Origin of the sequence: Variovorax sp. dw_954, assembly GCF_018449755.1 — a bacterium.
GTDB lineage: Bacteria > Pseudomonadota > Gammaproteobacteria > Burkholderiales > Burkholderiaceae_C > Variovorax.
Map to the genome: position 1 here is coordinate 22,967 of NZ_JAAVVD010000040.1, position 26,011 is coordinate 48,977.

Annotated in this window: 18 protein-coding genes; 8 read left to right on the forward strand and 10 right to left on the reverse strand. The window is 60.0% G+C overall.

All coding sequences use genetic code 11. From position 1 onward, the window contains the following. Positions 1-342 precede the first annotated feature (342 nt). From HB681_RS35445 to HB681_RS35470, 6 genes are all read left to right on the forward strand, one after another. Positions 343-1,095 (forward strand): hypothetical protein, encoded by a 753-nt coding sequence (locus tag HB681_RS35445; RefSeq protein ID WP_213959579.1) that lies wholly within the window; start codon positions 343-345, stop codon positions 1,093-1,095. After that, positions 1,096-3,042: a DDE-type integrase/transposase/recombinase gene (locus tag HB681_RS35450; RefSeq protein WP_213959580.1), complete on the forward strand. Its 1,947-nt coding sequence runs from the start codon at positions 1,096-1,098 to the stop codon at positions 3,040-3,042. Further along, the gene (locus tag HB681_RS35455) at positions 3,039-3,983 is read left to right on the forward strand and encodes a TniB family NTP-binding protein (RefSeq protein WP_213959581.1); all 945 of its coding nucleotides are present in this window, start codon (positions 3,039-3,041) and stop codon (positions 3,981-3,983) included. Before HB681_RS35450 ends, HB681_RS35455 begins: the two co-directional genes overlap by 4 nt. Then, positions 3,980-5,887: a TniQ family protein gene (locus tag HB681_RS35460; RefSeq protein ID WP_213959582.1), complete on the forward strand. Its 1,908-nt coding sequence runs from the start codon at positions 3,980-3,982 to the stop codon at positions 5,885-5,887. Before HB681_RS35455 ends, HB681_RS35460 begins: the two co-directional genes overlap by 4 nt. 180 nt (positions 5,888-6,067) lie before the next feature. Next, entirely contained in the window at positions 6,068-7,192 is a 1,125-nt protein-coding gene (locus tag HB681_RS35465) for an XRE family transcriptional regulator (RefSeq protein WP_213959583.1), read from the forward strand. Beyond that, on the forward strand, positions 7,189-7,782 hold the full coding sequence (locus HB681_RS35470) for a hypothetical protein (protein WP_213959584.1): 594 nt from the start codon (positions 7,189-7,191) through the stop codon (positions 7,780-7,782). The genes HB681_RS35465 and HB681_RS35470 overlap by 4 nt, the downstream gene beginning before the upstream one ends. Positions 7,783-8,009: 227 nt before the next feature. Here HB681_RS35470 and HB681_RS35475 read toward each other — a convergent pair whose 3' ends face one another. Beyond that, a complete protein-coding gene (locus tag HB681_RS35475; RefSeq protein WP_213959585.1) occupies positions 8,010-8,216 on the reverse strand; it encodes a hypothetical protein in 207 nt (68 codons plus the stop codon). 543 nt (positions 8,217-8,759) lie between these two features. Between HB681_RS35475 and HB681_RS35480 the strand changes: the two genes are divergently transcribed. Continuing rightward, the gene (locus HB681_RS35480) at positions 8,760-9,173 is read left to right on the forward strand and encodes a hypothetical protein (RefSeq protein WP_213959586.1); all 414 of its coding nucleotides are present in this window, start codon (positions 8,760-8,762) and stop codon (positions 9,171-9,173) included. A 413-nt stretch (positions 9,174-9,586) separates the two neighbouring features. Here HB681_RS35480 and HB681_RS35485 read toward each other — a convergent pair whose 3' ends face one another. From HB681_RS35485 to HB681_RS35500, 4 genes are all read right to left on the reverse strand, one after another. Next, a complete protein-coding gene (locus HB681_RS35485) occupies positions 9,587-10,414 on the reverse strand; it encodes a Wadjet anti-phage system protein JetD domain-containing protein (RefSeq protein ID WP_345944809.1) in 828 nt (275 codons plus the stop codon). A gap of 248 nt (positions 10,415-10,662) precedes the next feature. Beyond that, a complete protein-coding gene (locus tag HB681_RS35490; protein ID WP_213959588.1) occupies positions 10,663-15,051 on the reverse strand; it encodes a hypothetical protein in 4,389 nt (1,462 codons plus the stop codon). A 12-nt stretch (positions 15,052-15,063) separates the two neighbouring features. After that, positions 15,064-15,789 (reverse strand): hypothetical protein, encoded by a 726-nt coding sequence (locus HB681_RS35495; RefSeq protein WP_213959589.1) that lies wholly within the window; start codon positions 15,787-15,789, stop codon positions 15,064-15,066. Next, the gene (locus tag HB681_RS35500; protein ID WP_256735229.1) at positions 15,786-17,126 is read right to left on the reverse strand and encodes a hypothetical protein; all 1,341 of its coding nucleotides are present in this window, start codon (positions 17,124-17,126) and stop codon (positions 15,786-15,788) included. The genes HB681_RS35495 and HB681_RS35500 overlap by 4 nt, the downstream gene beginning before the upstream one ends. Positions 17,127-17,347: 221 nt before the next feature. On the opposite strand from HB681_RS35500, the gene HB681_RS35505 reads away from it, so the two are divergent. Beyond that, positions 17,348-18,232 (forward strand): WYL domain-containing protein, encoded by an 885-nt coding sequence (locus tag HB681_RS35505; RefSeq protein WP_213959591.1) that lies wholly within the window; start codon positions 17,348-17,350, stop codon positions 18,230-18,232. A gap of 91 nt (positions 18,233-18,323) precedes the next feature. Here the strand turns inward: HB681_RS35505 and HB681_RS35510 are convergent, their stop codons facing one another. The 5 genes from HB681_RS35510 to HB681_RS35530 all read right to left on the reverse strand — a co-directional run. Further along, positions 18,324-19,022 (reverse strand): hypothetical protein, encoded by a 699-nt coding sequence (locus tag HB681_RS35510; RefSeq protein ID WP_213959592.1) that lies wholly within the window; start codon positions 19,020-19,022, stop codon positions 18,324-18,326. A gap of 426 nt (positions 19,023-19,448) precedes the next feature. Next, the gene (rmuC, locus tag HB681_RS35515; protein WP_213959593.1) at positions 19,449-21,473 is read right to left on the reverse strand and encodes a DNA recombination protein RmuC; all 2,025 of its coding nucleotides are present in this window, start codon (positions 21,471-21,473) and stop codon (positions 19,449-19,451) included. 27 nt (positions 21,474-21,500) lie between these two features. Then, positions 21,501-24,869, reverse strand: coding sequence for a TM0106 family RecB-like putative nuclease (locus tag HB681_RS35520; protein ID WP_256735231.1), 3,369 nt, complete (start codon positions 24,867-24,869; stop codon positions 21,501-21,503). A 421-nt stretch (positions 24,870-25,290) separates the two neighbouring features. After that, complete coding sequence (locus tag HB681_RS35525) at positions 25,291-25,569, reverse strand: hypothetical protein (protein ID WP_213959595.1); 279 nt, start codon at positions 25,567-25,569, stop codon at positions 25,291-25,293. Between the two features lie 72 nt (positions 25,570-25,641). Continuing rightward, the coding region (locus HB681_RS35530; RefSeq protein WP_213959596.1) for a WYL domain-containing protein at positions 25,642-26,011 on the reverse strand (370 nt) is incomplete at its 5' end.

The window sequence follows — 26,011 nt, forward strand, 5'->3', positions numbered from 1 at the left end:
TGCGCAAAAGTATGCGGATACAAATTTTGCCACTTCACCATACTTCGCGACCGGCGCCCAGTGCTTGGTGGAAACGTCCAGCGCGGGCAAATGGCAAGGACCCAACGCAGTAGGAAAGAGTTGCAGGATGCATGGAGATGATGACGACCATCCGAAGCAAGTTTGGAATTCGCAAGACTTCCGAAAAGCCGATCGATCGCACCCCCTCACAGAGTCACAGGGGCAGGGTAGGCCAACTCTGATCATGGTGGACAACGGATCTCCGTTTCACTCCACTGAGCTTCATCAGGGGCTCGCTGATCTGTTTGCTGCAATGCGCATTGACCGGAGCGGTTCCAGCAAATGAGCTCCCGCGCATCGAAGAAGACGGCTCGCCCACTCGGTGTCCGTGGTCACCAAAAGCGAAGCCATCTGGTCGCCAGTTACAAAGCCGGCGGCGAGATGTTCGTCGAGAGCGTTGACGAAAGCACCACCATGCTTGCCATCGACGTCGACCCGCGAGCGGTGAGCATCGTCCCGCAAGCCTTCACCGTGCGGCTGGATCTTGAAAAGATCTTCGCGACAAAAGCCGAAGCTCTGAGGGCGGAACCCCGAGCCCGCCCTGAGCGACTTAATGGCGAGCCACCACTGGAGCGTGTCTATACGCCGGACTTCCTCGTCGAGCGCACTCATCCGGTTCCTTTGGTGGTCGAGGCGAAGTCGGCCATTGAAGTGAAAAGGATCGGAGAAGCACTGGCCCGGCGAGGTCGGGTCCTAAACAACCTCGGCTTTCACTATCTGGTGGTGCCCAGTACCGAGATCGAACATCGCGGCCTGCATGCCAATCTGGTCCACATGCGCGACGCCATGAAGTACCGGCGGGACAACGACATCCAACCGGTTCTGGATGGCCTGATCAAGCAGGTCGCCAACCGGCAAGGTCAATTCTTGCTGGGCGAACTCACAGGTGTTGTCTCCGACACGGCCATCTACCTCGGACTCATCTCAGGGGTCATTGCGTGCGATCTGCGCAGTGGCAACCTTGGTGTGAACACGCTGCTCTGGCCGGCGCACGGCGACCTCAACCACCTTCAACTGCTTCAGTTGGAGGCGTAAATGGCACAAAGGGTTCAGGCCGGACTGCAGATTTGCCGGCATGGGAAGAACGCATACGTCGGCAACATTCGGCAGTTGCACCAGAAACTGGAGATTCACTCTGACGACGGCGACATGGTCGTCCTCACCCCGGACGAATTCCGAAGGGAAGTCGTGGACGGCGACATCCGCCTGTTGGTTCCAGATGGGAAAGGAAAGCTTCGCCCGGTGTCGACCAACTGGCGCGAGAACGAGAGCGGCAGTGCGGCACGCGAACGCAAGAAACGAACGAAGATTTTGAACCATGTCGATCGCGAGCTTGAGCAAGGGTTGAAGATCAAAGACATCGTTCTGAAGCTGCCTGACTTTTGCAGGGAGAACGAATTGGGCATTGCCCCCTGCGAGCGTTCGCTGCGAGACTGGCGAAGGTTAGCGAAAGGACATGAGTCGATGCTATCGCCCGCATGGAATCGGTGTGGTAATCGGTATCAAGGTCCGGATGAAATCCTTCTTGAAGTCATCCAGGAGGTCGTCAATGTCGCCGTGATGGGCAACGACCTTTTCACCATGACTGCGACCTGGGGAATGATCGAAGCCCGATTCGATGAAGAATGGAAGAAGCGCAAGGGAGACGTCGCCCCACCGCGACACGCCATTAAGAAGCTGAAGAACTTCTTGCGAGCCATGCCGTGGGCTGATCTGATGAAGCTTCGCATGGACGGCCGCACGGCCCGCGCAATCACCCGAAGGGCGGTTCGAGCTCACGATACCGGGATTTTCTGGGAATGCGTTGAGATGGACGCCACAGTCCTGGACATCCTGGTCCGGTCCGAAGACGGCAAGGAAATCGGCCGCCCCGTGCTCTACGTGGCCATCGACGTAGCCACGGGCTACATCGTCGGGCTGCATCTCACGATCCAAAAGGCATCCACACTGCCCTTTGTGGAGTGCCTGCGGTTCATGTACTTCCCAAAGCCTGCCGACTTTGATGAAAAGTATGGCATCAAGAACCGCATCGAGGTGTTCGGAAAGCCTGTCACGCTGAGGGTTGACAACGGTTCCGAGTTCATCGGCAAGGCCGCCACGGAGCTGGTTCGGCAGCTCTTTGGGGACAGCGCACGCTGCCGGCCCTATACGCCGCAAGAGAAACCGTTCGTGGAACGGTTCAATGGGATCTTAAAGCTCTACATCTTGACGCTGTCGGGTGCCACCACCTCATCCGTGAACGGCGAGCAACGCGCTCCGAGGCCGGGCGAAACGCTGTTCACCGTGGAGGAACTCCGCGGAAAGATTTATCGATTCGTTTACGACCGCTACTCGTTGCGCGTCAACGAACTTCGGTCCATCAGGGCCCGCAAGGCGGTCGCCGCGTTCGACATCTGGAAAGAGATGGCGGCAACCTTTACCCAACCCGTGCCTGTCAGCCGCGAGGAATTTGAAAAGTCGTTGTGTTTCAAGCGTGAGACCCGCGCCTTGGGTCACGATGGCATCGACTATGACGGCTGGAACTACCACTCTGACGAACTCGCTGCCCTGTATTCGGTGCATGGACCAGGCAAGTATGAGTTCTTGCACACCGATCTGGACGCATTGACCATTTACGTCGTACCGCCAGGTGGCGGGGAACTCGTCGCCGCCCATGAAAAACTTCTCGAGGGCAGCAGTGTTGACCGCGCCTCCGCGAAGGCCGTCAAGAAGCAGATTCTGGACGGAAAGAAGCCCCTGGATCGCAGGACATTTGCCCAAACCCTCGTCGAGTACAGGGAACTCCAAGAAAAGGTGAAGTCAAGCCGCAGTCGCTCAAAGCAGGCTCGCATTGACGACATGCTGATGAAGGCTGCTGAGCACACCAAACTGACCATGCCACGGCCGAAATCTACTGACCAGCCCACGTCCGAAACGCAACTCCCCAAGACTGACGCTGCGAGCAGCGCGCCGCGGGGACGAAAAATGGGAGCCACACGTTGAGCAAGACAATTTTCGAGGGCTGGATCTTCGACCACATCCAGTACCAAAACGCATTCGACACCATGGTCGAGGAAATCGAGCGGGTACTGGATGGTGGCTCACCCATCTTCTTCCCTCTGTTGGGGGATTCGCGCGCGGGCAAGACCGCAATGCTCAAGGATCTCGAGGCGCACTTTGCCGATCGTGTCAGCCCGTCGGGACTTCGGCAAGTCATGCTCGTTTCCATGCCATCCACGGCCTCGAATGAAGCGTTGGCCATTCGGATCATCACCGCGGTTTTTGGGAACATCCCCGTCAAGGGAAAGTCGCATCAAATCATCGATCAGGCCCGACGCACGATGGAGGCTGCTGGCGTGCTGGTTTTGCTGATCGACGAAACCAACCACCTCGTCGAGAAGCGATCCACGGAGCGTGCACAAACCAAGGAAAACCGCCACGCGGCCGACTGGTTCAAAGAGCTGGGTGATCTGGCGGGAATTTCCGTGGTGATGGCCGGACTGTCTCATGTGATCCGCATGTACACCGACAACGATCAGTTGGAGAACCGGGGTCTGGTCGGTGCCCGTATCGAGCCGTACGCATGGAGTGTTGGGAAGGATCGACAGCAGTTCCAGAACATGATGAGCGCCGGCATCACGCATATGAAGGAACATGGCTGGCAAATCGAAGTCGACAACGACTGGCTGACACGCCTTGCCTACTTGGGTGGCGGTGGTTACATCGGCAAAGCGAGGGACTTTCTTGTGCGCATCGAGGAAGTCGGGAACAAGCGCAAGTGCTTGGACCGTGAACTGCTTTCTCGGGCATACAAGGGGAAGTACCGCCTCGATTCCAAGGGCGACCCGCTCGACCAAAAGACGATTGATGATGTGCAGCTCAATGGCGCACATCGTGAAGCATTGGCGCGTGCCCTGCGCAGTGGCCGAGGCCCGCAGAAATGACTAGGCGCAACGCTCTCAAGGCAATCCGGTGGCTTCGACCCCTGACGCCGCACCCCGATGAGTCCCTGGCCGGATTTCTCGGTCGATGGGCGCGGGAAAACGAGTTCGGGTCTCGAACCAACCTTCTCAACACCCTCGGCATTTCTCGCGCCATCCGCTTGCCTGCCGTCGAGTTGCCGAAGCTGGCGTCGTTGCTGGGATTGGACGTAACAGCATTGGAGTCCATGGCTCCGACAACTGACCCGACGCGCACCGTTCTGCGCAAAAGCCACACCCGGCCAGATACGGAAGCGGTCTGCCCTCAATGCCTGTCAGAAGCGTCGTACTCCCGGCAACTCTGGTCCCATTGCCATTCCACGGCCTGCCCCGAGCATGCGACACGCCTGCGGGACCATTGCCAGCAGTGCGGCGACGGCATCCGCCACACCAGGCCATTGCCGCACCTCTGTAACTGCGGTGCGGATTTGCGCGCGCAAACCTCAGAGCCGGCTTCCCAGGCTGAGGTTGATTTTTCGGCGCTCCTCATGGGTGAGCAGCCCAAAGGCACCAGCATTCCGCTGTTTCTGGATGCCGGTGTCCCCGCAGAGATCGACTTGTACATTTGGGGACTTGCGAATCACTTCGCTTGTGCATCCGACGGGAAGCCATTCGCCAAAGCCGGCAAGTTGCCCCTGCCGAAGTCTGTCGCGCAAGCGGTGGATCGGCTCGGCCCGCTGTTCGAGTTGCTTGAGGACTGGCCACATCGCTTTGACGCCCGGCTGAAGCAGATCATGGAGGCAGCGCCGACGGCCGCCGCCACGGGTGTGGCGGCGAAGCATGGACGTTGGTACTTCTTTTTGTTCCGGACGTACCCACAGGATGCGTTTCACCCGGTGCGCGTGGCGGCGGCGAATCGCATCACCGCATCGCACGATGGGCTGCTCAATGCGAGAACCCACAGCATTCAAAACATCGCCACCGTTCAAAAGCGATGGTTCTCCGTGAAGGAGGCATCGGTTGAGTTGCGGGTGAGCACCGAGCGCATCAATGAGGGCATCGACAGGTATGTGATTTCGGCAAGCGTTCACGACGAGGCGATGAGCTACCGCCAGCGATTTCTTTCGCGTGAGGAGATTCAGCGTCTGAAGCAACTCCAGTTTGAGCACGTCAACGACACCGATGCGCGGGCCATCCTCAACGTTCCCAAGTCCGTTTACAACTTGATGTGTGAAGCCGGATGGATCACGCGCTCCGATCCGAACGACACCGCCCCCGTTGTGTCAGGCTACGTCCAGCACGTCCCGCTGCTTCGCTTGATTGAACGGCTGCGCAAGCTCGCGCAGGAAAACAAGGACCGCAAGATCGTCGCATCCATCCCGTTGCGGGAACTGAGCTTTCGACGCACGACGAACATGCCGCGCCTAATTGGACTGTTTCGGGCCATCGCCGCAGGCGAACTCACCCCAGTGGATCACGACGAGCATCTGAGCATCGGTGGACTGATGTTCGCGCAAGACGAAGTGGACCAACGCATCGCCTCATGGTTTGTCGAGCGAGGGCTGACCTTGCAACAGGTCAGTGCCATGATGGGTGCTCACTATGACGCGGTTAAGAGCTGGGTTGACATGGGCTTTCTCCCCGCGAGTCGAGAACCGATGGAGCAAGGCGCACCCTGGGTGGTCGACGTGCGCGACATGGTGACGTTCTTGCAAACTTACTCGCCCTTGGCATGGCAAGCAAAATCCTGTAGTTCATCCACGCGCGGTTTGACGTCGCGGTTAGAAAGCCTGGGCGTCACGCCGATCGCGTCCGAAGACGTCGGTCGGGGACAACTGGTCAAGCTGAGCGATGTGTTCACCGCGCTGAAGGCCGTTCATCAAAGTCGTGGCTCATATTCCGGGCAAGGCGTGACCAACACCCCATAGTTTTGGCATGTGCCCACCGAAGATTTTCCTAAAGTAACCCGATGTCTTCGAGCACAGTGGCCGCGACGTGGAGCGTCGCTTATCTGGCGGAGGAGCTTTCCTTTGCTCGGTAGACGGCGTCGCAGAGACGCCACGCGGCCACTTGATTAAACTTGATTCTTGGCAGATAATCTATTGCCTATGCAAAAAGTTATCCACAGCGACAACCTCAAGCTGGCGTTGCAGGCTCGCGGGTGGACTCAGAAAGATCTCGCTCGCGAGATAGAGGTGACGGCGCAAGCCGTTACCAATTGGATGCAGGGGGCAGACTTCCCGCGTCCCGACAAACTTCTGAAGCTTGCGACGACCCTGAAGTTGAACTTCGCGGACCTCGTTGCCAGCTCAACCAAGGATCAGCCGGTCATCGCCTTTCGCAAGAAGGGCGGCGCCAAGACCACCGACGCTCACATCCTCAAGGCGATTGCCATGGGCTCTTTGCTGAAGCCCTTGGTACCCTATCTCCCTGAGCTGCGTTCGCTGCGCGTGCAAATTCCTTCGCCGACCACGCAATACGACGCGCTGCAAGCCACGGCTGCAGAGGTGAGGGCACGCATTGGGCTGGGCGGCCAAGCCGTCTTGTCGTATGCACACCTGATTGACCAGTTCGGAACCAATGGAGCAGTCGTCGTTCCGGTCTTGTGGGGTGAGAAGCAAAACCACAAGAACGCGCTACACATCCTGCTCCCGCAGGAACAGGTGACGTTCATCTTCTTGAATTTGGATACTCGGCTTGAGGACTTCAAGTTCTGGATGGCCCACGAGTTGGCCCACGTCTACACACCCGGCCTCGCTGGCACAGAAGAGGGAGAAGACTTCGCCGACGCGCTGGCCGGCGCGCTGCTTTTTCCAAAGTCGTTAGCCGAGGTTGCATACCCCCAGGCAGTGAGACACAGCTCCGTCACGGGAGAGATTAGAGAGCTGCAACGCTACGCCGATGAGCACAGCATTTCATTGTTCACCGTGTTCAGCGAGATCAACCGCTATGCCAAGGCGCATGGCCTGCCTGACTTGCGTTGCAAGGACACTGACGTCCATGCTATTCGCAATGTCTCTCGTGGCAAGCTGATCAGCGAGACGTTGTTTGAGCCAACTCCACCCGAGCCGACAGCCTATATCGCAGCTGCGGAAAACGTGTTCCGAAGCACGTTCTTCATCGCACTGAAGAGGATGATCAAGGAGCAGGGAACCGGTGCGGGCTACCTGCAGCAGATCATGGACATTGCCATGCAAGACGCGGTGACCCTGCATGGAGAGCTCAGTCGTTGACGCTGGTTCTGCTGGATACCAATGCCTATCTACGACTGGCAAAGCGCGTCAGACCAGCAGTGGGGGTCGTGTTCGGCCAGAAGGGCTATGTACTCACGATCCACAAGTCCATCGAGGATGAGGTCCATCGCAGTGCACGGCTGAAGTCGCTCTATCCGTGGTTCGACGGACAGGAGTTCGCAAAGGAGCGCATCGCCAAGCAGATCCGCCTATCTGCGGATGAGAAGGCGAGCGTTCAAGCTGCTCAGAGCGTTTTGTATGGGTGGGTTTTGTCTGATCCCAGCAGGTATACCTCCGGTGGTCGCTCTCCGCCCGGCCCCACAGACTGCTGGCTGCTCGCACTGGTCCAAGTGAAGTCGGCCATCGTGGTCACAGACGATCTTGGTATGCACGCGCTAGCCGGCGACTTCAACATTGCCATCTGGCACGGCTATGAACTGCTGGACAAGCTTCGATCGGCCAAGGTTGTTGACGGGCCCCTGATCCGAGAAATCTTCGAAGCTCTAGAAACGAACGGAGATCTGCCCAGGTCTTGGCTTGAGGCGAAGCACTCTATCTTCCTCAAGATCTTCGGCCCCCGGCCGAAGTGAGCACCTCAGCCAAGGCCGACAGGATCCACACGGGCGAAGCACTTGCGATCCCGGGAAGTCGAGTTCATCGAAATCCCCTGGCCACGCGGCAGTAATTGGGACTTCTGCGCGGTGCCTCATTCGCTGCGGCCCGCGACACAGCACGCGCATCAAGGCAGCGAACGAAATCACACTTGCCGACGTGCGTCCACGCCACAGGCGTCCGCAATCAAAGCGACGTAGCATTCTCATGGCACATGGCTGAAGATCTCTCGCGCCAACGCCCTCGCTTCCTGGTGCTCGGCTCGACTGATCTCCGGCAGTTCGAGCCCATCGTCGCCATCAACGTACATCGCACCACCGAAGTCGCTGTCGTAGAACTGTTCGTCTGCGGACCGCCGTCCTTGTACGCCGCCATCGTGGACTTGGTGCAGTCCCCAGATGATTGCGCCCATTTGGCGATCAACTCTCCTGACAAGCATGGACTTGAGGGTTCGGTATGTCGAGGAAGGTCTCACATGACATCGGTCCGCCAAACGCTGAGTGTGGGACGCCGTGGCCGACTTTTCGATGGCGAACCGCGCATCAAATACACGATCCGAAGACTGGAACCAAGGCGAAAGCGCAGCAAGATTTTTTGAAAATCTAACCTTTGTATTTTTACACCCAAACGACCATTGCTGTCATCTCTCTAACACCAGAAGGTTACCGTGTTCGATGCTCGCCTCATGAGCGAACATGCCTGCCAAAAGGACGATGAATGCACTCCAGCGCTGCAAAGAGCGCTGCGGATTGTTGTCAAGGACCGAACGCTGACTCGCGATGCCCGTGCATTCGCACGGGAGCTCTTGTATGCCTTTGCAGCGTGTGGGCCGTCAAGCAAACACGATGCGCCAGCAGGTTCGTCGGGAAGGTTGTTCGCTTGCCAATTCTTACTGCGGACCCTTGTTGCTTGGGGTCAGGGTTCCGAACTTACCCGGCATTCCATAGAGAAGGCCTTGCTTGAACTGAATGATTCGGAGAGCCCCGCCCCATGCGACGGGCTGGAGCTGGAAGACACCGACCTTCATGTCGGTGCGCTACGCGCCGCCCCGTCAGTAGAGGAGCAGCCGATCGTGGAACTTTGTCAGTGGCGCGCGTATGCGCTTGAGGGCAATGTGATTCTCAACGGGTTCTTCCCCGACAGCCCCACCATTCGCACGACCACCGCTGTTGCGACTGTTGTCGACGGATATGTGGTGACGTCGTCGGGACGGCGCTATTTACTCATTGGAGAGCCGTCCCAGGATTTGCTGGTGTTGGCTCTTTTGGAAGAAAAAATGCGGTTGGCAGGACACGCCAACTTTGTCGACGTGTCGGCGGCCTTTCAGATGGCTCGCGTGCTGGGTGGCCTGACGTGGAAGCAGCAGTAGCTATGTTGGGATGGCACGTGTTCGTTCACAGACTAGAGCAGGTGCACCCGGCCAATTGCTCAAGTGTTTTGGCCAGTTGGAAAGCCAGTGTGGGAGGGCTCGATTGGCTCGAGGAACTGGCGAAATCCGGCATTGCACGGCGATTGACACGTGGCGGCTACCCAACCACTTATACGGTCGCGGCAAGGGACCTATTGCCGCTATTGGGAGGTGGCATGCCACCAAAGCACTCCGATTTCCCCGTCATCGGCGACGACTATGTCATGCCCAGCGGTTGGGTCGGCAATATCAAGATGTACTCGACGAGGATGGCTGCGTGCCAACCAGACGAGCTTCTCTCAGTGGCGGCTTGGGATCAGTCATAGCGAAACCACGATCGAATTTCTGACGACACCAATGAGGAGACGATGCCTTTACCGTAGCTGAACTTGCGCTTCCGGCTGGACCCTATGCAGCACTAGATCGACAACTGGGGGCGGCGGCGGAGGACAACAGCCCTGGACCAATCGTTCGAAGCCGAGCGACTCCTGAGGGATCCATTGACCGGCTTGCCACAGCGCCGCCACCTGCGCACCCATTTCCGGGCCCAGCCACTCGGTCGACGCAGCACCATTCCCAAGAGCGCACTCAGGCTTTGATCGTGTCCGCCCGTGCGTCATGAGCCACCGATAGCCCCAAATGCAGGGCTCCAGCTTTGGGCTCGCCGGTAATTTGCTGCGATTGAACTCGATAGGGATCGACACCCCTTTGGGGTCTAGATCACCAAGGTACTCGGCTCCGATACCGCCCACTTCCAGCAGCACCTGCTCCAATGCAGTGCCTGTCCTGCGGAACGCTTCGCCGGACCCGTAAACGACCGCCGCGTACTGGCGCACTGCATGGTTCCACTCGCCGAAACTCCAGTAGCTGTTGTGATTTTCGACCACCAGAACTGGACGACCTGGCGCCTGTGCCTGTCGGTACGGAAGCGGTTGCGCCACCTTGAAGCAGCCGAGTGTGGACAGCGACAAGCGCCCCAAAAACAGAGTATCTGTGCCCGGCGTACACAGCGCATCGAGCCGCTTTTCATCGCCGAAGATCTCCAGCGAGCGCTCCTTGATAGGCACAAGCAGCCGGGCGCCACGCCGGGCTAGCAGGAACGCATTGATTGGCTGCAATGCCTCGAGTTGCAGCGCACTGAGCTCAGTCCAGAACCCAAGCTCCGGCGCCCAAGCCACGTCCGCGAAGTCTTTGCGGGGCACGGGCGGCTGCCCGTCCCTGACCAAGATCCATTTGGGAAGTGGGGGAGACCCCACCGCTTCCCAGCTCTGTCTCCCCGAAGGAAGTGAAATGTGCCCCGCCGCTGCCAATTCGGTCAATTCGGCTAGGAGCCGCTCGCCTCTGGCGGAGCTCCCTTGCAATTCCGGGTATGCCTGATAGAGGTGGGCGCGCAAGGCATCCAACGGTATGCGTTTGCGTGACCTTGCGCGAAGCATTTCCAGGAATGTATTCACTCCACGACATCCTCTTCAGCCGGGGCGTGGTAGTTCGCCGCTTCCATGTGCCAGCGTCCGCTCTTAGCGTTCCTGCCCGGCTTGCGCAACCGCACAAAGCGCTCGAACTCGCCGAGAGCGTTGTAGTCCTCCACGGCCGTGAGGAAGACGAGTTGCACACCCACTGAGCGCGCAACGGCACGCTGCGCCTGCCACATGGCAGCAGACGTCACTTTTGCGAACGGGTTGTCCAGTAGGAGCGGGCCGCCTGCGGACTTCTGAATTCGCGCGTAGTTGTCGGCTCGCAGTTGCGAGACGAGCACATAGAGGAACATGGCCATGACGACACCTTCCCCTCCCGAGTTCGAGATCTTGTCGACAAGGACGTACTGCTCCGATTCATCCCGGGCCATCTTGAGCACCTGCAGCCGAAGGCGTCCACCGCAGATCCGCATCACGGCTTCCGCCACGAGGTCTGTACCGCGCGCTGGGAAGCTCTTGCTGCTGATGAGGCTTTCCAGATACATACGCATGGTCGTGCGCTGCGCCTCGACCGTGACCTTGGAGATCTGCGAGCCAAGTTTCAAGATCTGCCGTCCGCCGACATAAGGCACCCCGAGCGGGACGCAGTTCTCCTCGCTGCTTGCCTTGGCGAGCGTGCGCACCGCGCGCCGCACGACCTCGGTCACCTCCTCCAGAGCGGCGTTGAAGTCCTTCTCCATGCCTTCGAGTGTCGACTGTGTCGTGGCGATGCGATCGTCCAGGTGCTCTAATAGCCGCGTTGCGTCCCGGCAAGTGTCCTCGAACCGGTTTTGCTGCATCTGATCGGACACCGCAGCATCGGCGCGCACGAAGTCCTCTGCGCTGGCGGCGCGCTTTAAGCCGTCGAACTTGTCCCTTGCCATTTCGCGCAGAGTGCCGACTTCCCTGGCCTTACGCGCATGCTCCCTTACCAGCCGCGCAACTTGGGCCGAGGCGTCATATTCGACGACCACCTTGCCCGTCGGGATCTCGAGCGCAATGCCGATTTCCGCGAGCGCCTTGGTGGCGATCAATTCGAGGTCCGGGCGCTCAGGCAAATTCAGCGGCGTCTTGAGTGCGGTCTCTGCCAAACGAATCTTTTCAGCCTTCTCTTTCTTTTCGTCCGCCTGGCACTGCGCTGTGTCGGCTTCTTTTTTGGCCTTGACCTGTTTGTCCGTTTCGTCCGCCAGCAGCGTGTCGAGTGCGCTGCGCGTGGCCTGGAGCTCCTCGATCGAAAGCTTTTTCAGGGCTTCTGACGCGGTGTCCAGGAGCTCGCGTTTGAACTGTAGGAATTTGCGCAACTCGCCTTGTTCCACCTTGAGATCGGCTTCCGCAGAGGTCAGCGCGGTGCGAGCAAGCGTCAACTTGCTCTCCGTTTGGCGGATGGCGGTCTCGTGCTCGATGTTCACGAAAGGCTGCATGTCAGACAGTTTCACTCCGAGGAAGTCGCGCTGAAACTCGTTCTTCTTGTTGGCCTCGGTATCGCGCGCAGCACGGATCGTTTCGCGCAAGGTCCCCAGTCGCTGCTTTTCGTCGGTCTCAAACGTGTCGAGCGCATCCTTGTAGGTCAGGCGCAGCACGTCCAGCGGCCGAGGACTTTCCTGCAGCTGCTTCCGGGCAGGCCACTCCTTGTTGCAGAAGCCGATGGAGCCGCGCTCCTTCGCCAACGCCTTCAGCCGCTCTGTTTCCGCGGCCTTGGTGTGCACGTCCGCCTCATGCTCTTGCTGGATGACCGCAAGCCCCTCGTCCGCGATCGCCTCGGCCTCAATCTGCTCTTCGATGTCGGCCGGCAGTTGCGACAGGCGCTCGAGCCGCATGTCGCGCTCCGCCTCATGTTCTTGGACGAACTCCGCCAGACGCTTTGCTGCTTGCACAAGATCGTTGTAGCGACTCGCCGCTTCGTGTTGCTGCTGCTCCAAGTCCGCGGACTTGAGGTCAAGATCATCGGCTTCCTGATCGAGCGATTCGGCCTGAGTCTTGGCCGCCTCGGTGTTCTGCCGCAAGAGGGCCTCTTCGGACTGAGATTGCGCAAGCTTGCCGTCGCCGAAGGTCTGGAGGAACTGCTTGAGGTCCTGGTCGACACGCAATGTGTCCTGCAGGCGCAAATCGAGTTCGGCACGCCGGCGCTGTTCGGCCTCCAAGCGCACGTCGAGGTCGGCGGCCAGTAACTGCGCCGCCGGAACGTTGAAGGCTGCGTCGTTTTCAGCGGGAACCACCGTGGATTGAGAGGCCTCCGCCGCCGCATCAAGGCTTTGAACCGACACCACGATCGGTCGTTGAGGGCAACGGCCAGTCCAGTCCAAATCGCGCACCTTATGGAATTCACCGCTTGCCACGCTGACGCCCAGAAACCGAGCGGGGTCGCTGTTGACAAGGACCCTGGCTGCGAATGCATCGGGTACGGTCTTGGCGATGTACTCATTGAATGCTGTGGCGGACTTGATGCCCTGCTGCCGCAGGATCTTCACCACATGGGCGACATCCGGGCTGTATCCGGCCACCTGGGTGGATTCGATCGCCTCCCGCGTAAGCTTCAAGTCCGCGACGCGCACGTCCACCTCGGCGATCTGGCGCGAAAGGTCGGCAGCGGCCTCTGTCAGCAGCTGCGCGAGGACGGGCGCGAATGGATCGACCCGCTCTGTCTGAGCGGCGTTGAGCAACTGCGGATGCTGCGACAGTCGCTCCCGCTCTGCCTCGCCCCTCGCGACGATGTTCGCGGTTGCGTCAGCACGGGCCAGAAGCGTGGCGGCCTCGTTTCGCTTTGCAGCGGCCCCTTCACGTTTGCTCCGGGCGTCGGCCAACACTTTCGTCCGATTCGAACGGCTGGTGTCACGCTCCGTCGCAGCTCGCAACATTTCAGAGCTGGTCCGATGGTAGGCCTGCTCGGCAGGTTCATCCTCGCGCGCCAGCACGCCTTCTCGGGTGAGCACGCCGAGGCGCCGCGCGCGCCGGGCCTCGGCGTCCTCCAGTCGGGTTTTCTCCTGCTGCAACTCGCCAGCGCGCTTGCTGGCCGCCTCTGCGGTTGCGCGTTTCTCCTTCTTCTGGCTTTCGCGTTCCTTGTCGCGTTCTTCGATACCGGTCAGAACGTCTTGCGCCTTCTTTTCCTCATCGAGCAACGCTGCACGAAGGAGCGCCCCCTGGATCTCGAGATGATCTCGCACCGGCTGCAACTGCTCCTGCTGCGCTTCCGCCATCCCCTCGAGTTCCTTGAGCCGCACCTGCGCCGCAATGATGTCCTTATGCAGGCGCGCTGCACGTACGAAGAGAACCTTGTTCTCCAGCCCGCTCACCTGCCCGGCTGTCTCGTCGCGGCTGGCGGTGGTTGCGGCCACCTTCGCCTCATGCCAAGCGCGTGTTGTGGTCGCGTGCTCTCGTGCGATCTTGCTGGCCGTCTCCAAGGACAGGGTCAGGATCGCCCGTTGCGTCCCTTCATATTCCCGGTCCTTGCCTTGTTCAACATCGAGCAGGGCTGCATCCTCTGCGAGTTGGACGCTCAATCGCGCCGCTTCGATGACGAGGGACGCCTGGGTAGCACAAGCATCGAGGTACGAGCGCGAAGCCAGCGCGAACACGTTGAGGCTGTCGCGAAACGCTACCAGTTGGTCCTTGCGAGCTTGGTACTCCGGCCGGCGGTGGTGCTTCTCGCAAACCTCTACCACCAGCCGGCGTGCCTCCTCGGCCTTTTCGGTATCGAGGGTCATGGCGAAGAACTTGCGCAGGAAGTCGTTCTCGTCCTTGAAGTTGACGAAAGTGTCGAAACCGCCTTCCTGTGTGCTGAAGTTCACCTGCATCTGCAGCATCTCGAGGTCGATCAGCCGCTCATTGCGCAGGTGCTTTTTCCATTCCTCCTGGTTGCGCGTCGAGAAGAAGTCGTGGGACCTTCCCTGCGCCTCGTGCATCCAACGAGAGAACTCCGCCATCGACAACGCTGGCGTCGCGCCAAGGCTTGGGGCAGGAATGTCTTCAAGCGCGAGCACTCCGGGCTGCTCCCGAAATGCGAAGAACTGGCGCTCCACGTCCACGCTGTCGTTGGACCCGCGCACAGTGATCACTTGACCCGTGATGAGGTGATATGGTCCTTCGGCCAGGTCACGGGACGGCATGAGCCATTCGACCGCGATCACGCCTGGCAGGCCCTGCTGGTCGAAATACTGAGAAAAGCGAGTGGTGTTCTTCTGCAGGTGCTTCAAGAACCGGCTCTGCTCCGTCTCGAAGCAAGACATGATCAGTCCGAGCAGCGTTGTCTTGCCGCCGCCGTTTTCGAGGTGAAGGATGGTGTCGGCGGGCTCGCCGGTGACCGGGTCCGTCATCGGCAGCACCAGACCGTCGAACCAAGCCGTCCGGAAACCGCAGTTCCCGAGGTAAACGCGTCGAAGCTTCTGCATGTAATCCGTTCCTCAGGCTTCCGCTACGGTGCGCTGGGCCATCTCGTACAGGCGCCGAAGCGCGAGCTCGCGCAGCTGCACCCTCAGCCTGTGGGTGGCCGTGTACGCCGTGCTTGTGTCGTCGTCGCCGCTGCGATCGAGGCGGACGAGCCCACTGTCGGCCATTTGGTTCAATGCAATCCTGATCGCGCCGTCGACCGAGGAGGCCGAAGCTCGCTTTGCATCCCGCATCGCCTGCGGCATGGCACAGATCGCCTCCCAGCCTGGCGCCAGCTCCAAAGGGACGTCCGGGGGCAAGTCACTGGCCTCCTTCAAGCGCTTGGCTAGCGAATACAGGGTCTCACGGCACGCCGCGATGCTCGCGGGCGGCGGCGTGTAGCTGTCGTCGTCCAGCACGTCAGTCGTGGGGAAGAACACCGCTGCAATAGCTATGTGTGCCAGGACGAGAGCGCACTTCTGCTTCACGTCCATGCCGCCGCGGATGTCCGACAGCCGCACGGCAAACCGACTCTCCGGTGAGGCGGCGACCGCCACGACTCCGCGCAGCTCGCTAATGTCCAGGATACGCAGCTCCATACCGGTAGCCACCTCCGACACCTGCTGCCGGAACTCAGGAAGGGCGCGCGCCAGCGCAATCAGCTCTCGATAGACGGTGTCGTTGGCCGGGGACGCAGAGGTGTGCAAGGCCTTGTAGACCAGCCGCGCTGCGTTCTGAATGCTCGGTTCGGGTGTGCTCATTGCGATTCCTTCTTGCGTTCAAAAGCCACGTCCTGTCCGCAGGCGACTCCGACGTCGAAATAGTTGCCGGACACGCGCGCCGCGAGACCTGGAAACACCGACTCGCTCTCGGCAAAGGACCGATATAGAACAAAAACCAAGCAGCGGCGCTCACGAAGTGAGAGGCCGTCTTGGCGCGCCGCAATAAGCAGCTCGGAGATGTGCCAGGTGCGGTCCCCATCGCACCGCTCCCGCGCCCAGTTGCTCACGCGGTTCACGAGATCCTTGGTGAACTTATCGGGCACCTCCTCGAAGAAGACTGTTTCGCCGTCCTCGAGCTCGCCTGTTTCGTCTTCCGGCCGCCGCTCCATCAGCACTGAAAAAGCAGTGTTCAGGTCGTACAGCTTGGGCCATGCTGGCGGGTACAACGCGCTGATGTATTGGTCCGCTTCAGCGGCGAGTTCTTGCGCGGGGCGGCTCAGGATCTTGGGGAATACGCTCAATTCGAGATCCGGCAGCCCCGTCGGCCTCCGGGCTCGAAAGACTGCCTTCTGCGCCGCGATGTACTGCTCAGGGGATGCGCTGATGTCCTGAACCAGCTTCAGGCGAATCAGGCTTGCCCCCTTCAAGGTGTCCAGCAGTTGCTTGATGCGCTGCCGGTTCTCCTCCCCGTCGGCTTCCACCATAGCGTCGCCAACGGCCTGCTCCATGCGGAAGTCCTCCGCCTGGCGCTTCGAGACGTGCTCGCGCGCGGCTTCGAGCTTGCTATGCATGTCGCGGCTCCAGTTCACCGAACCGGGCGCGCGATAGGCCTGGAACAGCTTGTCGCGAATCAGCTGCCGGAATTCGAGGGAAAGCTTGCGCGCGCGCTGCGCGATGTCCAGAGCTTGCTCGAAGCGGCCTCGCTTGACGAGCATATCGAGCATCTTCTCCATCAGCTCCTGGGTGTCTTCCGGCTCCATGTCCAACATACCCAGGTAGACCAGATAGCCTTCAGGAGTGGGGCTATAGCGATAGACGTCAGTCGGGTCGGCCAGGAACTGCACGAGCCGAAACCGAAAGGCCTTCATGCTTTGAGACTTGGCATCGAAGTAGTCCGCCGAGAACTCCTTGTGTTTGTTGGCTTTGTTGTCCAAGCCGTCCAGAACCACAGAGGCAATCCGGTGACACTGGACTGCTGTGAGCGAAGGCTTCATCCGAGCCGCAATGTTGGCCAGCTGATCGAGCACCTCCGGAGCGGTGGCGCCCATGGAAATTGTGGTGGCCTCCATCATTTGGTCGAGCGCGCTCAGGACCAGATAGTGCGTGTCGACACCGTCGAATAGCGCACTGTCCGTAGCATCTGAATCGCTCAGCATGGACTTCGATCGCTCCAGCTGAAACACGGGTCGAAACAGAAGAATGTTTCGCTGCTGGCGAGAGAGATCCAGCAAGCCCACGCTGGGAAGCGCGTCAACTGCGCCAGCCGGAAGGTCAACGCGAGAGTTCATTCGACCGGCTGTTGTGACATAGGATCAGAAAGTATAACGATTAGAAACTATACGCGTCTAGTTTTTAGATGCGGCACAATGACGTCACCATGCCAACCGCATCCGCAGTTCCCAAGCCGACTCGCGCCGCAAAAAGATGGGGTCCAGAGCGCCGGCTCGAGTTCATTGACTTTCGCCTTCGTTGGGACGGGAGACTCAATCGCGCCGATCTCGTCGCGTTCTTCGGCGTTTCGATCCCTCAAGCCTCGCTGGACATCGCGAGCTACATGGAAGTCGCGCCGCAGAACCTGCTCTACGACCGCACCGAGCGCGTCTACCTTGCGACATCAAAGTTCCGACCCGTTTATTCCAACACAACGCCGGCGCGATACCTCAGCGAGGTCCTTGCCATCGAAACCGGAGTGATTCAGCCCGAAGCAAGCTTTCTTGGATGGCGGCCGCCGAGTGCCATCGTTCCAGTTCCTGGTCGGCAAATGGACTCGAAGCGGCTACTGATGCTGCTGCGCGCCGTGCACGAGAAGACCGGATTGCGCGTGTTGTACCAATCGTTGTCTCAGCCCGAGCCCAGTTGGCGTGAAATCTCACCACATGCTTTTGCGCACGATGGTTTCCGCTGGCATGTCCGAGCGTTTTGTCACTCGCGACTTGAGTTTCGTGACTTCCTGGTGCCACGCATGCTGAAAGTCGAAGCATTCCATCAGGCAGGCCCTCCCTCAAAAGAGGACTTGGCCTGGGGCCGATATGTCGACATTGTCCTAACCCCCAATGACGACTTGCCTCTCGCCCATCAGCAAGTCATCGCTCTTGACTACGGCATGGTGGACGGAACTACCAAGCTGCGATGCAGGCAAGCGCTGGTCTTTTACGCACTCAAGCATTTGGGCCTTCTTCAGGACTCCAGCCTTGAATCCAGTCAGGTTCGCGTGCAGAACATGCCGGATTTGGAAGAGTTCACGCGGCCTCGGCAATCTTGATTGTCGGAGTGTCGATCCTTCCTCGCGCAACATCCGTCCGCGCCTCGAAGAGACTCACGCGCCCATCAAGAAGCAGAGTCTCGACTCATCATCAATATGTGTTTGCCTTTCTTCTCCGAGGCGGCGAGAGAACATATTTGGTTGCACTGCCGAGCGCGAACATAGATCTGTCAAAAGCGTGAAGACGATCTGACAAACCATCGCCCCTGGCCATTCTCTGTACCCAGGCCACGTACCGCGCGATCTCGTCCCCGGTGGACGTGTCCTTGAGGTGGACTTTGTCGCCTGCGTGGTCGTCGCGGAGCATCCTGTACGCCCGAAGTGTGTGCTGGTCCGCAATAGGTTGTTCGGAAGGCGCGGCGAGGTGCCTACCAAATTGCTTGAACACGGGGCCAGACGATTTTTTGTCCAACGAGGTTGCTCGGCCTAGACCGTATCCAAGCCCCTCGGCGATATGGCGGACTTTTTGGAGGTCTCCGTTCTTCCAGATTGTGGCAATCATGAGGCGCTCGAGCGGCGTCGAAGCTTGAGCAAGCAGTTCGGATGAATTCAGCGATGCATAGGCGGTCAATAATTCCAAGTCAGCTTGGGTGAAGTTCATATAGAGCCGCGGATAGACGTCCGGAGACATTTGGAATTTCACCGGCAACTCACATGTCTCGACGAAGCCGTCAAACTTTCGCTTTCCGTCGACGATGTCGGCTAAGCGCGCGTACAGCGGCAAAAGAGAATCGCGCAGAGTTGCAATGTTTTCGTCGGGACAGGGGTAGGAAGCAAGGGATGCGGGCATGATGTTGAAGGGTCCGGGACACAGCGATTAAAGATGGGTCGAACTTTAAGCAACTCCACCACATCTACGCGCTCTTTTGCACGACCTCTACGTCGATGCACGGCGGGTCGAGGCCTTGGTCGACGCGCGGGCGATCAACCTTGTGCCGCTGCCGGGCGGCCTTGTTCAGCCCATCGAAAGCTGCCGAGCCGGCGATTATTCAGTAGTCGAAAGGCAGCGATTGAGGTCTCTCCAATCGCCAAACTCGTCGTTCGCTAGCGGCTGCTCCCCATGCGCCTCTTGAAATAAGCGCTGACGCCATTCGCAATTGAAGCTTGCAAGTCTTCACGAGGATGTATATGCCTGTATGGTCAAGCCGCGCGGCGCCAAGGCGACCGTCGTCGACAACGTGGGGGGACACTTTGCAGCGCACCAGCGCCGCTGAGCTCACGCCGCCGCGACGGCTTCTGGACCTTCAATCAAGGCTTGGTCTCCGCTGAGCTCCAGTGCGGGCGTCGGCTGCGACACGGCGTTGGGGAGTTCGTGGACATCGCTTAAATTGCGTTCGATAGCTCGCGTTCGGCGCCCCAGTTCGTCGAACTTGTTCGCAGCCTGGTCGATGGACTTCTTGGTCGCGTCCACGATGTCTCCGAATTTCTTGAACTCAGCCTTGGCGGCACCCAACACCCTCCACACCTCCGAGGATCTCTTCTCAATGGCCAGTGTCCGAAATCCCAGGCGAACGCTGTTCAGCAGCGCTGAAAGTGTGGTCGGCCCCGCGATGATGACGCGCAAGTCGGTCTGCAGTTGCTCATGCAGTCCTGGGAACCGCATCGCTTCAGCGAAGAGACCTTCAGTCGGCAGGAACATGATGGCGAAGTCCGTGGTTAGCGGTGGCCGGATGTACTTGTTGGAGATCTTCTTCGCCTCGGCCTTCAGCGATGATTCGAAGGCCGCCGATGCAGCCTGGATGGCGAGGCGATCACCGTCTTCGTGGGCGGTGAGCAGCTTTTGATAATGCTCGACGGGGTACTTCGAGTCGATCGGGAGCCAAACAGGCGCCTCGTCGGCCGGGGCGGGAATGCGGACTGCGAACTCGACCATCTCGTTGCTGTTGCCGGCTCCGGTCTTCAAGTTTCTCTGGAATTGATCCGCGGTGAAGAGGCCTTCGATGATGGCGCCGAGTTGAACTTCGCCCCAGGTGCCACGGGTGCGTACGTTGGTCATGACCTTCTTGAGGTCGCCCACGCTGCCGGCGAGCATCTTCATCTCGCCGAGGCCTGCGTGGACCTGCTCCAGCCGCTCGCTCACCAGTTTGAAGGAATCGCCAAGCCTTTGTTCCAGCGTGGCATGCAGCTTCTCGTCGACCGTGCGACGCATCTCCTCCAGTTTTTTGCCGTTGTCCTCCTGGATGGCCGTCAGCCGCTCATTGAGGGTGACGCGCATCTGGTCTGAGCTTTGCTGGTTGGCTGTCGAAACGGCGAGGAGCTTCTGGCTCACCGACTCCTGCAAGGTCGAGAACTGATTGCGAATCTGCGTGCCGTTGACCTCGAGTTGGTCCTTCATAGCCGACGACATCGCCTTGAGCTGCTCGACCACGTCAGCCTTCAGCGACTCCAGCGTTTGGCGAGCCACCGCGCTGAGCGCGTCGAAGCGCTCCTGCATGCGTGTTTCGTAGGCGGCCGCGTTCTCCGCGGCCGCCTGTCGGGACTTGGCTGTCTCGTCGGCCAGCGTGCGCAGCACGGCCGCAAGCTCTTCGCGGAAGGCTGTGAGCGTCTGTGTAGCTTCGGCGCGGCCCGCCGCGGCATCGGTGTTGGCTTGGCCAAGGTGGGCCAGCAACGCCTGGGCCGACTCTTGCAGCCGCGCCGACAACGCCCCTTGCAAGGCCTCGAACCGTGCCGTCATAGATCCGTCCAGGCTGGTCAGACGCTGTTCCACCTTGGTCTCGAACTGGCCGAAGGCTTCCTTCAGCTCGGCACGGGAGCTGCGCGACTCTTCAAGCGCGTTGTTGAGCTGCTCGTTGACCGCAGTGCGGTTGGCGGCCAAGCCCTGGGCAATAGTTTCCTGGAATTCGGTGAAGCGGCTACCCAGCTTCTGGTCCAGGGCGGAAATCCGTCCGTCCAAGCGTTCCTCAAACTTTTGGAACGCGGTCTGGAGATCCACGCGCCCATTCCGCGACTCTTCCAAAGTGCGCCCGAGCTGCTCGTCGAGCGCTTGGCGTGACGACGCGAAGGCGCTAGCCATTTCCTCAGTGAAGGCCTGCAGTCTGCGCTCGACGCTCTGAGACCCGCCTTCGAGACGGCCCTGCCCTTCTACCAGGCGAACGACGCTCTGTTCCAACAGCGTCATCCGGGCGATAAGTTCGGGCGGCATTTCTATTTTTGGCTTGCGCAGCAGCAATACGACGCAAGCGAAAAGCGCCAGCCCGGTCAGGGCGGCGAGGATGTACAGGATCACTTGAGAATCAGTCATGGGTTCGCCCGAGGCGGGCCATCAGGGTCAAGAAGGGGTGCCTCGGTCGGTGCCCACCGACGCGATCCAGCACAAGGTATTCACGAGGCCCATCTGCTCCGGCGTGGAGCACTTGATGGTCATAAGCGCGGGGTTGGCGACGAGCACGGCCAAGGACTTGGCGCGCGAAACGGCTACGTTCAGGCGATTTTTGCTGAACAGGAACTCCATGAAGCGGGGCAGTTCGGCCTCGCTGGAGGTCGTCATCGAGATAAGCACTACCTCGGCTTCCTGCCCCTGGAATTTGTCGACCGTTCCAACCCGCGCTTCCTCAGGCAGCGTATCGCGCAGCAGGTTGACCTGCATGTTGTACGGTGCCACGACGAGGATGTTCTCGGATGTGATCGGGTGCACGCTTCCATCCTCGGCGGTGTAGCGCTGAGACACCAGGTCCTCGTACAGTCGTTTGATGAGATCGGCCTCCGCGGCGCTCTGCTGAGAACAGCCTTCATGGTCCACGGGGGCGAACACGATTCCGGCGGGCTTGAGCAGCGGCTGGGCGTCATCACGGAGCACCAGCACCCGTTTTTCGTTCTTGCCCTCGGGTTCGAGGCGCGAGTCGTAGACCGCGTCCGAAATGAAGCTGCAGACGGCCGGGTGCATGCGCCAGGTCGTCTCCAGGAAGATGCCGCGGTTGGGCGCGATCGTGGCCACGCCGTCCAACAGGTAGTCCAGGGACGAGTCGCCTGATTGGCCCGGATGGACGCCCTTGGTCGGCTGCGAGAGCTGCATTTGGTCGCCCAGCAGCACGAGGTTACGAGCGCTGGTGCCCACGGCGATCAGATTGGCCAGGGACACTTGGCCGGCCTCATCGACGAAGAGATAGTCGAGATATTGATCAGCATCCGGCCGTGAGAAAAGCCAGGCCGTACCCGCCACTAGACGGGCGCCGCAGGAGAACACCTCGTCGTTGTCGTAGATGTTCTCGATGCCATCGCCAAGGTAGGCCGAGTCGTCGTCTTTCGACGACTTCTTAATTCCTTTGAAAGACACGCCCTGCTTCTTGGCCACTTCCACGACCTTTTCCAGCAGGTGGTTGATGGGCCTGTGGGAATTGGACGTGATGCCGACCTTCTTGCCGGCCGCGAGCAGCGCCACGATCACGTGAGAACCGGTGTAGGTCTTGCCGGCGCCTGGCGGCCCCTGGATGAACAGGTAGCTGCTCTGCATGCCCATCACGACGGCCGTGCAGGCCTCGACTGTTGCCTTGCCGGCGATCATGGGCGCATCGGGCTCTTTGCCGGCAATCGACGGCACGTCGCGGCGCAGGACGCTTTCGAGCGCCGGGTACTTGTGGCTGCCGCCGATTACCGTGTCAGCAAAGCGAAAGAGCGCGTCCTGGATCGACTTTGTCTGGATGGGGCTGCCAGGGCCCAAGCTCAGGCGCGTGGGCGGTCGCTCTTTGGACGGGCCGAACTTGATGCGCACGCGCTGCGCTTCGCTGTCCATCTCCAGCTTGTCGAGACCCTCTCGGGTATCGGCCCGCGTGATGCTGCTGCCATGGCGCAACTTCGTCTCTTGGACGGGGTAGAGAAAGGTGTAGACGGTGGACTTTTTCACCGCCTCCGGCGGAAAATCGGGATCTGCCACCAAGCCGGCCAGGCACTCGGGGTCCTCCAGCAACTCGTTCTCGGATAGTTCCATGCGCTGGAACATCGCCCAGTAGTCGGGCTTGTCGGCCCGGCGATGAAAATCAAGAAGCTGGTAGGTGAGTTCACGTGCCGTCTCTTCTGCGGTCCAAGTCAGCCGGTCCTCGGGAAGCGCCCCAACCAAGGCCTGCCGATAAGGCACAAGGCGGGCTTCGGCCTCCGTCAGGGACTCTGACGATGTGGTGGCGCTGTTCGCACCGCCGGCAGGGATTCGAGGCGCGGCCCACGGCACGTCAGCTGGCCGCAGTTTCAGCAGCCAGTCGCGCAACTCCTGCGTAGAACGGACGTCGTCCTCGTTGTACTTCTCGATGGATTGCAGTAGCGCGGGCTCACCGGTTTCCTTCCATCGCTCGTACCAGACAATGCTGGCGCCGGCGTTGGTGACGTCACCCTCGCGTGCCTCCAAATAGAAGTGCTCGATGTTCTTGATGGAGTAGCGCGGCTCCGAGACCATGATGCCTTCGCGCACCACTTGATAGAGGTCAACGAGCACGCCGCGGCGCAGCCAGTTGTCCACCTCTGCCTCGCGCGTTGCATGCAGAGTCATCAGCTTCTTGAGGGCGGTTTCCTCGTACTTGGCATAGTGGTAGACGTGGGCGCCCGGGTAGACTTTCAGGCGGGCCACGACGAAGTCGATGAAGGCCTCAAAGGCGGCGCATTCCTCTTGGCGACTGTGGGCCCAGAAACCCTTGAACTCCCACTTGCCGCCCTCAGAGAAGTACAGGCCGAACAGGTATTCCAGGCCGCCCTCTTCAAGAGGGTCGCCTTCCATATCGAAGAACATGTCCCCGGCGTTCGGCTCAGGCATGCGCAGCAAGCCGCGGTTTGCCTCAACGGGGAGCAGTTCCACGATGGGCTCGCCGGTCCGTCGGGCTTTGTCCTGCAGGAAGGCTTGGTGCCGCAGTTTCTCGAGCGTGCCGGCTTGGATCTTGGGTATCAGCGTGCCTTTGGCCAACTCCCCAAGCTTGGCCATGGTGTCCACGCCCGCGGCCCGGAGCTTGATGATCTGGCCGCGCGCAATGTTGGCGACCTGGTTGAGGTGGTCGTCGGCAAGCCAGCGCTGCTTGCAGATGTCGATCCAGCCGCACAGGTCACAGTGGTTGCATGGCTCCGGATAGGTCGTCTTTCCTTGAGCGTCCATGCGATCAAAGAAGCGCTGCAGCAGCGCCTCGAAGTAGTGGGCGTAGTCCGCGCAGCGATACGTCTTCTGGGAGCGGTCTCCCAGGATGACATGCATGTACAAGGGCGCGGCACCCTGCGCCACGGTCAGCAGCTTCGAATAGAACGACAGCTGCACCAGGAACTTGGCCTTGGCTTTGCTCGCGAGCTTGGTATCCGACACCTCGTAGCTGTAGTCGCCCAAGGCCGACGGCCGGGAGACCTTGATGAGGAAGTCTGCGTAGCCAGCCAGCTCGCCTTGCAGCAGCGTGGCCTGAAATATGACGTCGACGCCGGCGCGCATCGCGTCCAGCGTAGCGGCCACCTTGGCCTCCATACTGTCGTTGCCTTCGGCGATGTCGACGACGTTCAGCCCTTGGTCACGCAAGTGCTGGACGTACGCGCCCTCATGCTCATAGCCCTTCTGCTGGATGAGCTGGGTGGATTCGTCAACTTCAGCTCTCGGCAGTGGCGTCTGAAGATTCTGCAAGTCGAGCGATGTGAGGTGCTCGCACTCGAGGAAATTGACAAGATCAGTTGCGGCGTACAAGCGCCCCGAGCCTCGGTTCTGCATACCCCTCCAATTTTGTAACTATTTTGTTACATAAACTCCGTGCAGTCCAGGGGGAAACGAACACTTCTGGACCGGGAAAACACCGGACAAACATGAATAAGTCGCTGCTAAGCCGGATCGCATCCAGCCGCCGGACAAGCCGGCAAGGTCAGGCTGGGGGAATCGCGTCCGGCCGAGCGTCAGCAGGCTGCCCCACTTTGCAGAAGGTCTACTTGCCGCGCTCCTTGCGCACACCCCTGAAGGGCGTGCCGTCCTGCTTCTGTTCCATGAAGCGGCCATTGCCGGTATCGCGCTTCGTCCAAGTTTCGGTGACCGGGTGTACGTTTGTGAGCGGTCGCGGACGGCGCCGCGTCGGGCGTTGTCGCCGACAGGTGCATTCTTGGCCATGATGGGATCCTTAAACGTTGAGCGTGTGGGTCCAGCCGGGCAAACCGCTGCGGGAGAGGAACTCCACCAAATGCTTGCTGCCGAAGAACTGAATTCGGCCGTTGGCGCTGAATGCCAAAGCGGACTGGTCGATCCGCAACTGGTTCGACCGGGCGCGGGCCGTCAGCTGCTCCAGGAGCTCTAGGTTGGCGCTTGTGGTGCCGCTGCTCGACCGGGCGTCGAAGACCGCGAAATTGATCGAGCCGCCACTAACGGCTGGCTGCCGAAGATGCGCAAAATTGATCTGCATTCCCAACTCCATGCCCACATTACGCAGCAGGCGCGAGGGGAATTTTGAAAGGCCGGTAGTTCACCGAATGAGCTACCAAAAGGCTGACTGATACCCGTAGATTTTTGCTGCGACGCGCAACTGTTCGGCCACCCGCTTCCGAAGATCAGATGGGGCCAGAACCTCGACATCGGCACCGTAGCGAAGCACGTCCATGACGAGCTCCTGGTCCTTCGAGTAGGGCACTTCCAGAACGTAGCTGCCGTCGTCCAGCCACTTAAAGGTCTGCTTCGTGTGCCAGCGTTCCAACGACACGTACTGAGCCCGGGCAGGGTTGAACTTCAACACCGCGCGTTTGTCGGCCATGCCCGCGTAGATGCCATACCCGCCTTGAAAATGTTCGGCCAAAGCCTCCTTATCCACCTCGATAGCCATCTTGTCTGTGACGGTGACATCTTTGATC

Bases quoted from the DNA above. Each gene is read 5' to 3' on its own strand.
- HB681_RS35510 (WP_213959592.1), bottom strand. From the start codon at position 19,022: ATGCCCGCATCCCTTGCTTCCTACCCCTGTCCCGACGAAAACATTGCA.
- HB681_RS35495 (WP_213959589.1), bottom strand. From the start codon at position 15,789: ATGAGCACACCCGAACCGAGCATTCAGAACGCAGCGCGGCTGGTCTAC.
- HB681_RS35445 (WP_213959579.1), top strand. From the start codon at position 343: ATGAGCTCCCGCGCATCGAAGAAGACGGCTCGCCCACTCGGTGTCCGT.
- HB681_RS35505 (WP_213959591.1), top strand. From the start codon at position 17,348: ATGCCAACCGCATCCGCAGTTCCCAAGCCGACTCGCGCCGCAAAAAGA.
- rmuC (WP_213959593.1), bottom strand. From the start codon at position 21,473: ATGACTGATTCTCAAGTGATCCTGTACATCCTCGCCGCCCTGACCGGG.
- HB681_RS35500 (WP_256735229.1), bottom strand. From the start codon at position 17,126: ATGCTGAGCGATTCAGATGCTACGGACAGTGCGCTATTCGACGGTGTC.
- HB681_RS35475 (WP_213959585.1), bottom strand. From the start codon at position 8,216: ATGGGCGCAATCATCTGGGGACTGCACCAAGTCCACGATGGCGGCGTA.
- HB681_RS35460 (WP_213959582.1), top strand. From the start codon at position 3,980: ATGACTAGGCGCAACGCTCTCAAGGCAATCCGGTGGCTTCGACCCCTG.
- HB681_RS35525 (WP_213959595.1), bottom strand. From the start codon at position 25,569: ATGCAGATCAATTTTGCGCATCTTCGGCAGCCAGCCGTTAGTGGCGGC.
- HB681_RS35450 (WP_213959580.1), top strand. From the start codon at position 1,096: ATGGCACAAAGGGTTCAGGCCGGACTGCAGATTTGCCGGCATGGGAAG.
- HB681_RS35465 (WP_213959583.1), top strand. From the start codon at position 6,068: ATGCAAAAAGTTATCCACAGCGACAACCTCAAGCTGGCGTTGCAGGCT.
- HB681_RS35490 (WP_213959588.1), bottom strand. From the start codon at position 15,051: ATGCAGAAGCTTCGACGCGTTTACCTCGGGAACTGCGGTTTCCGGACG.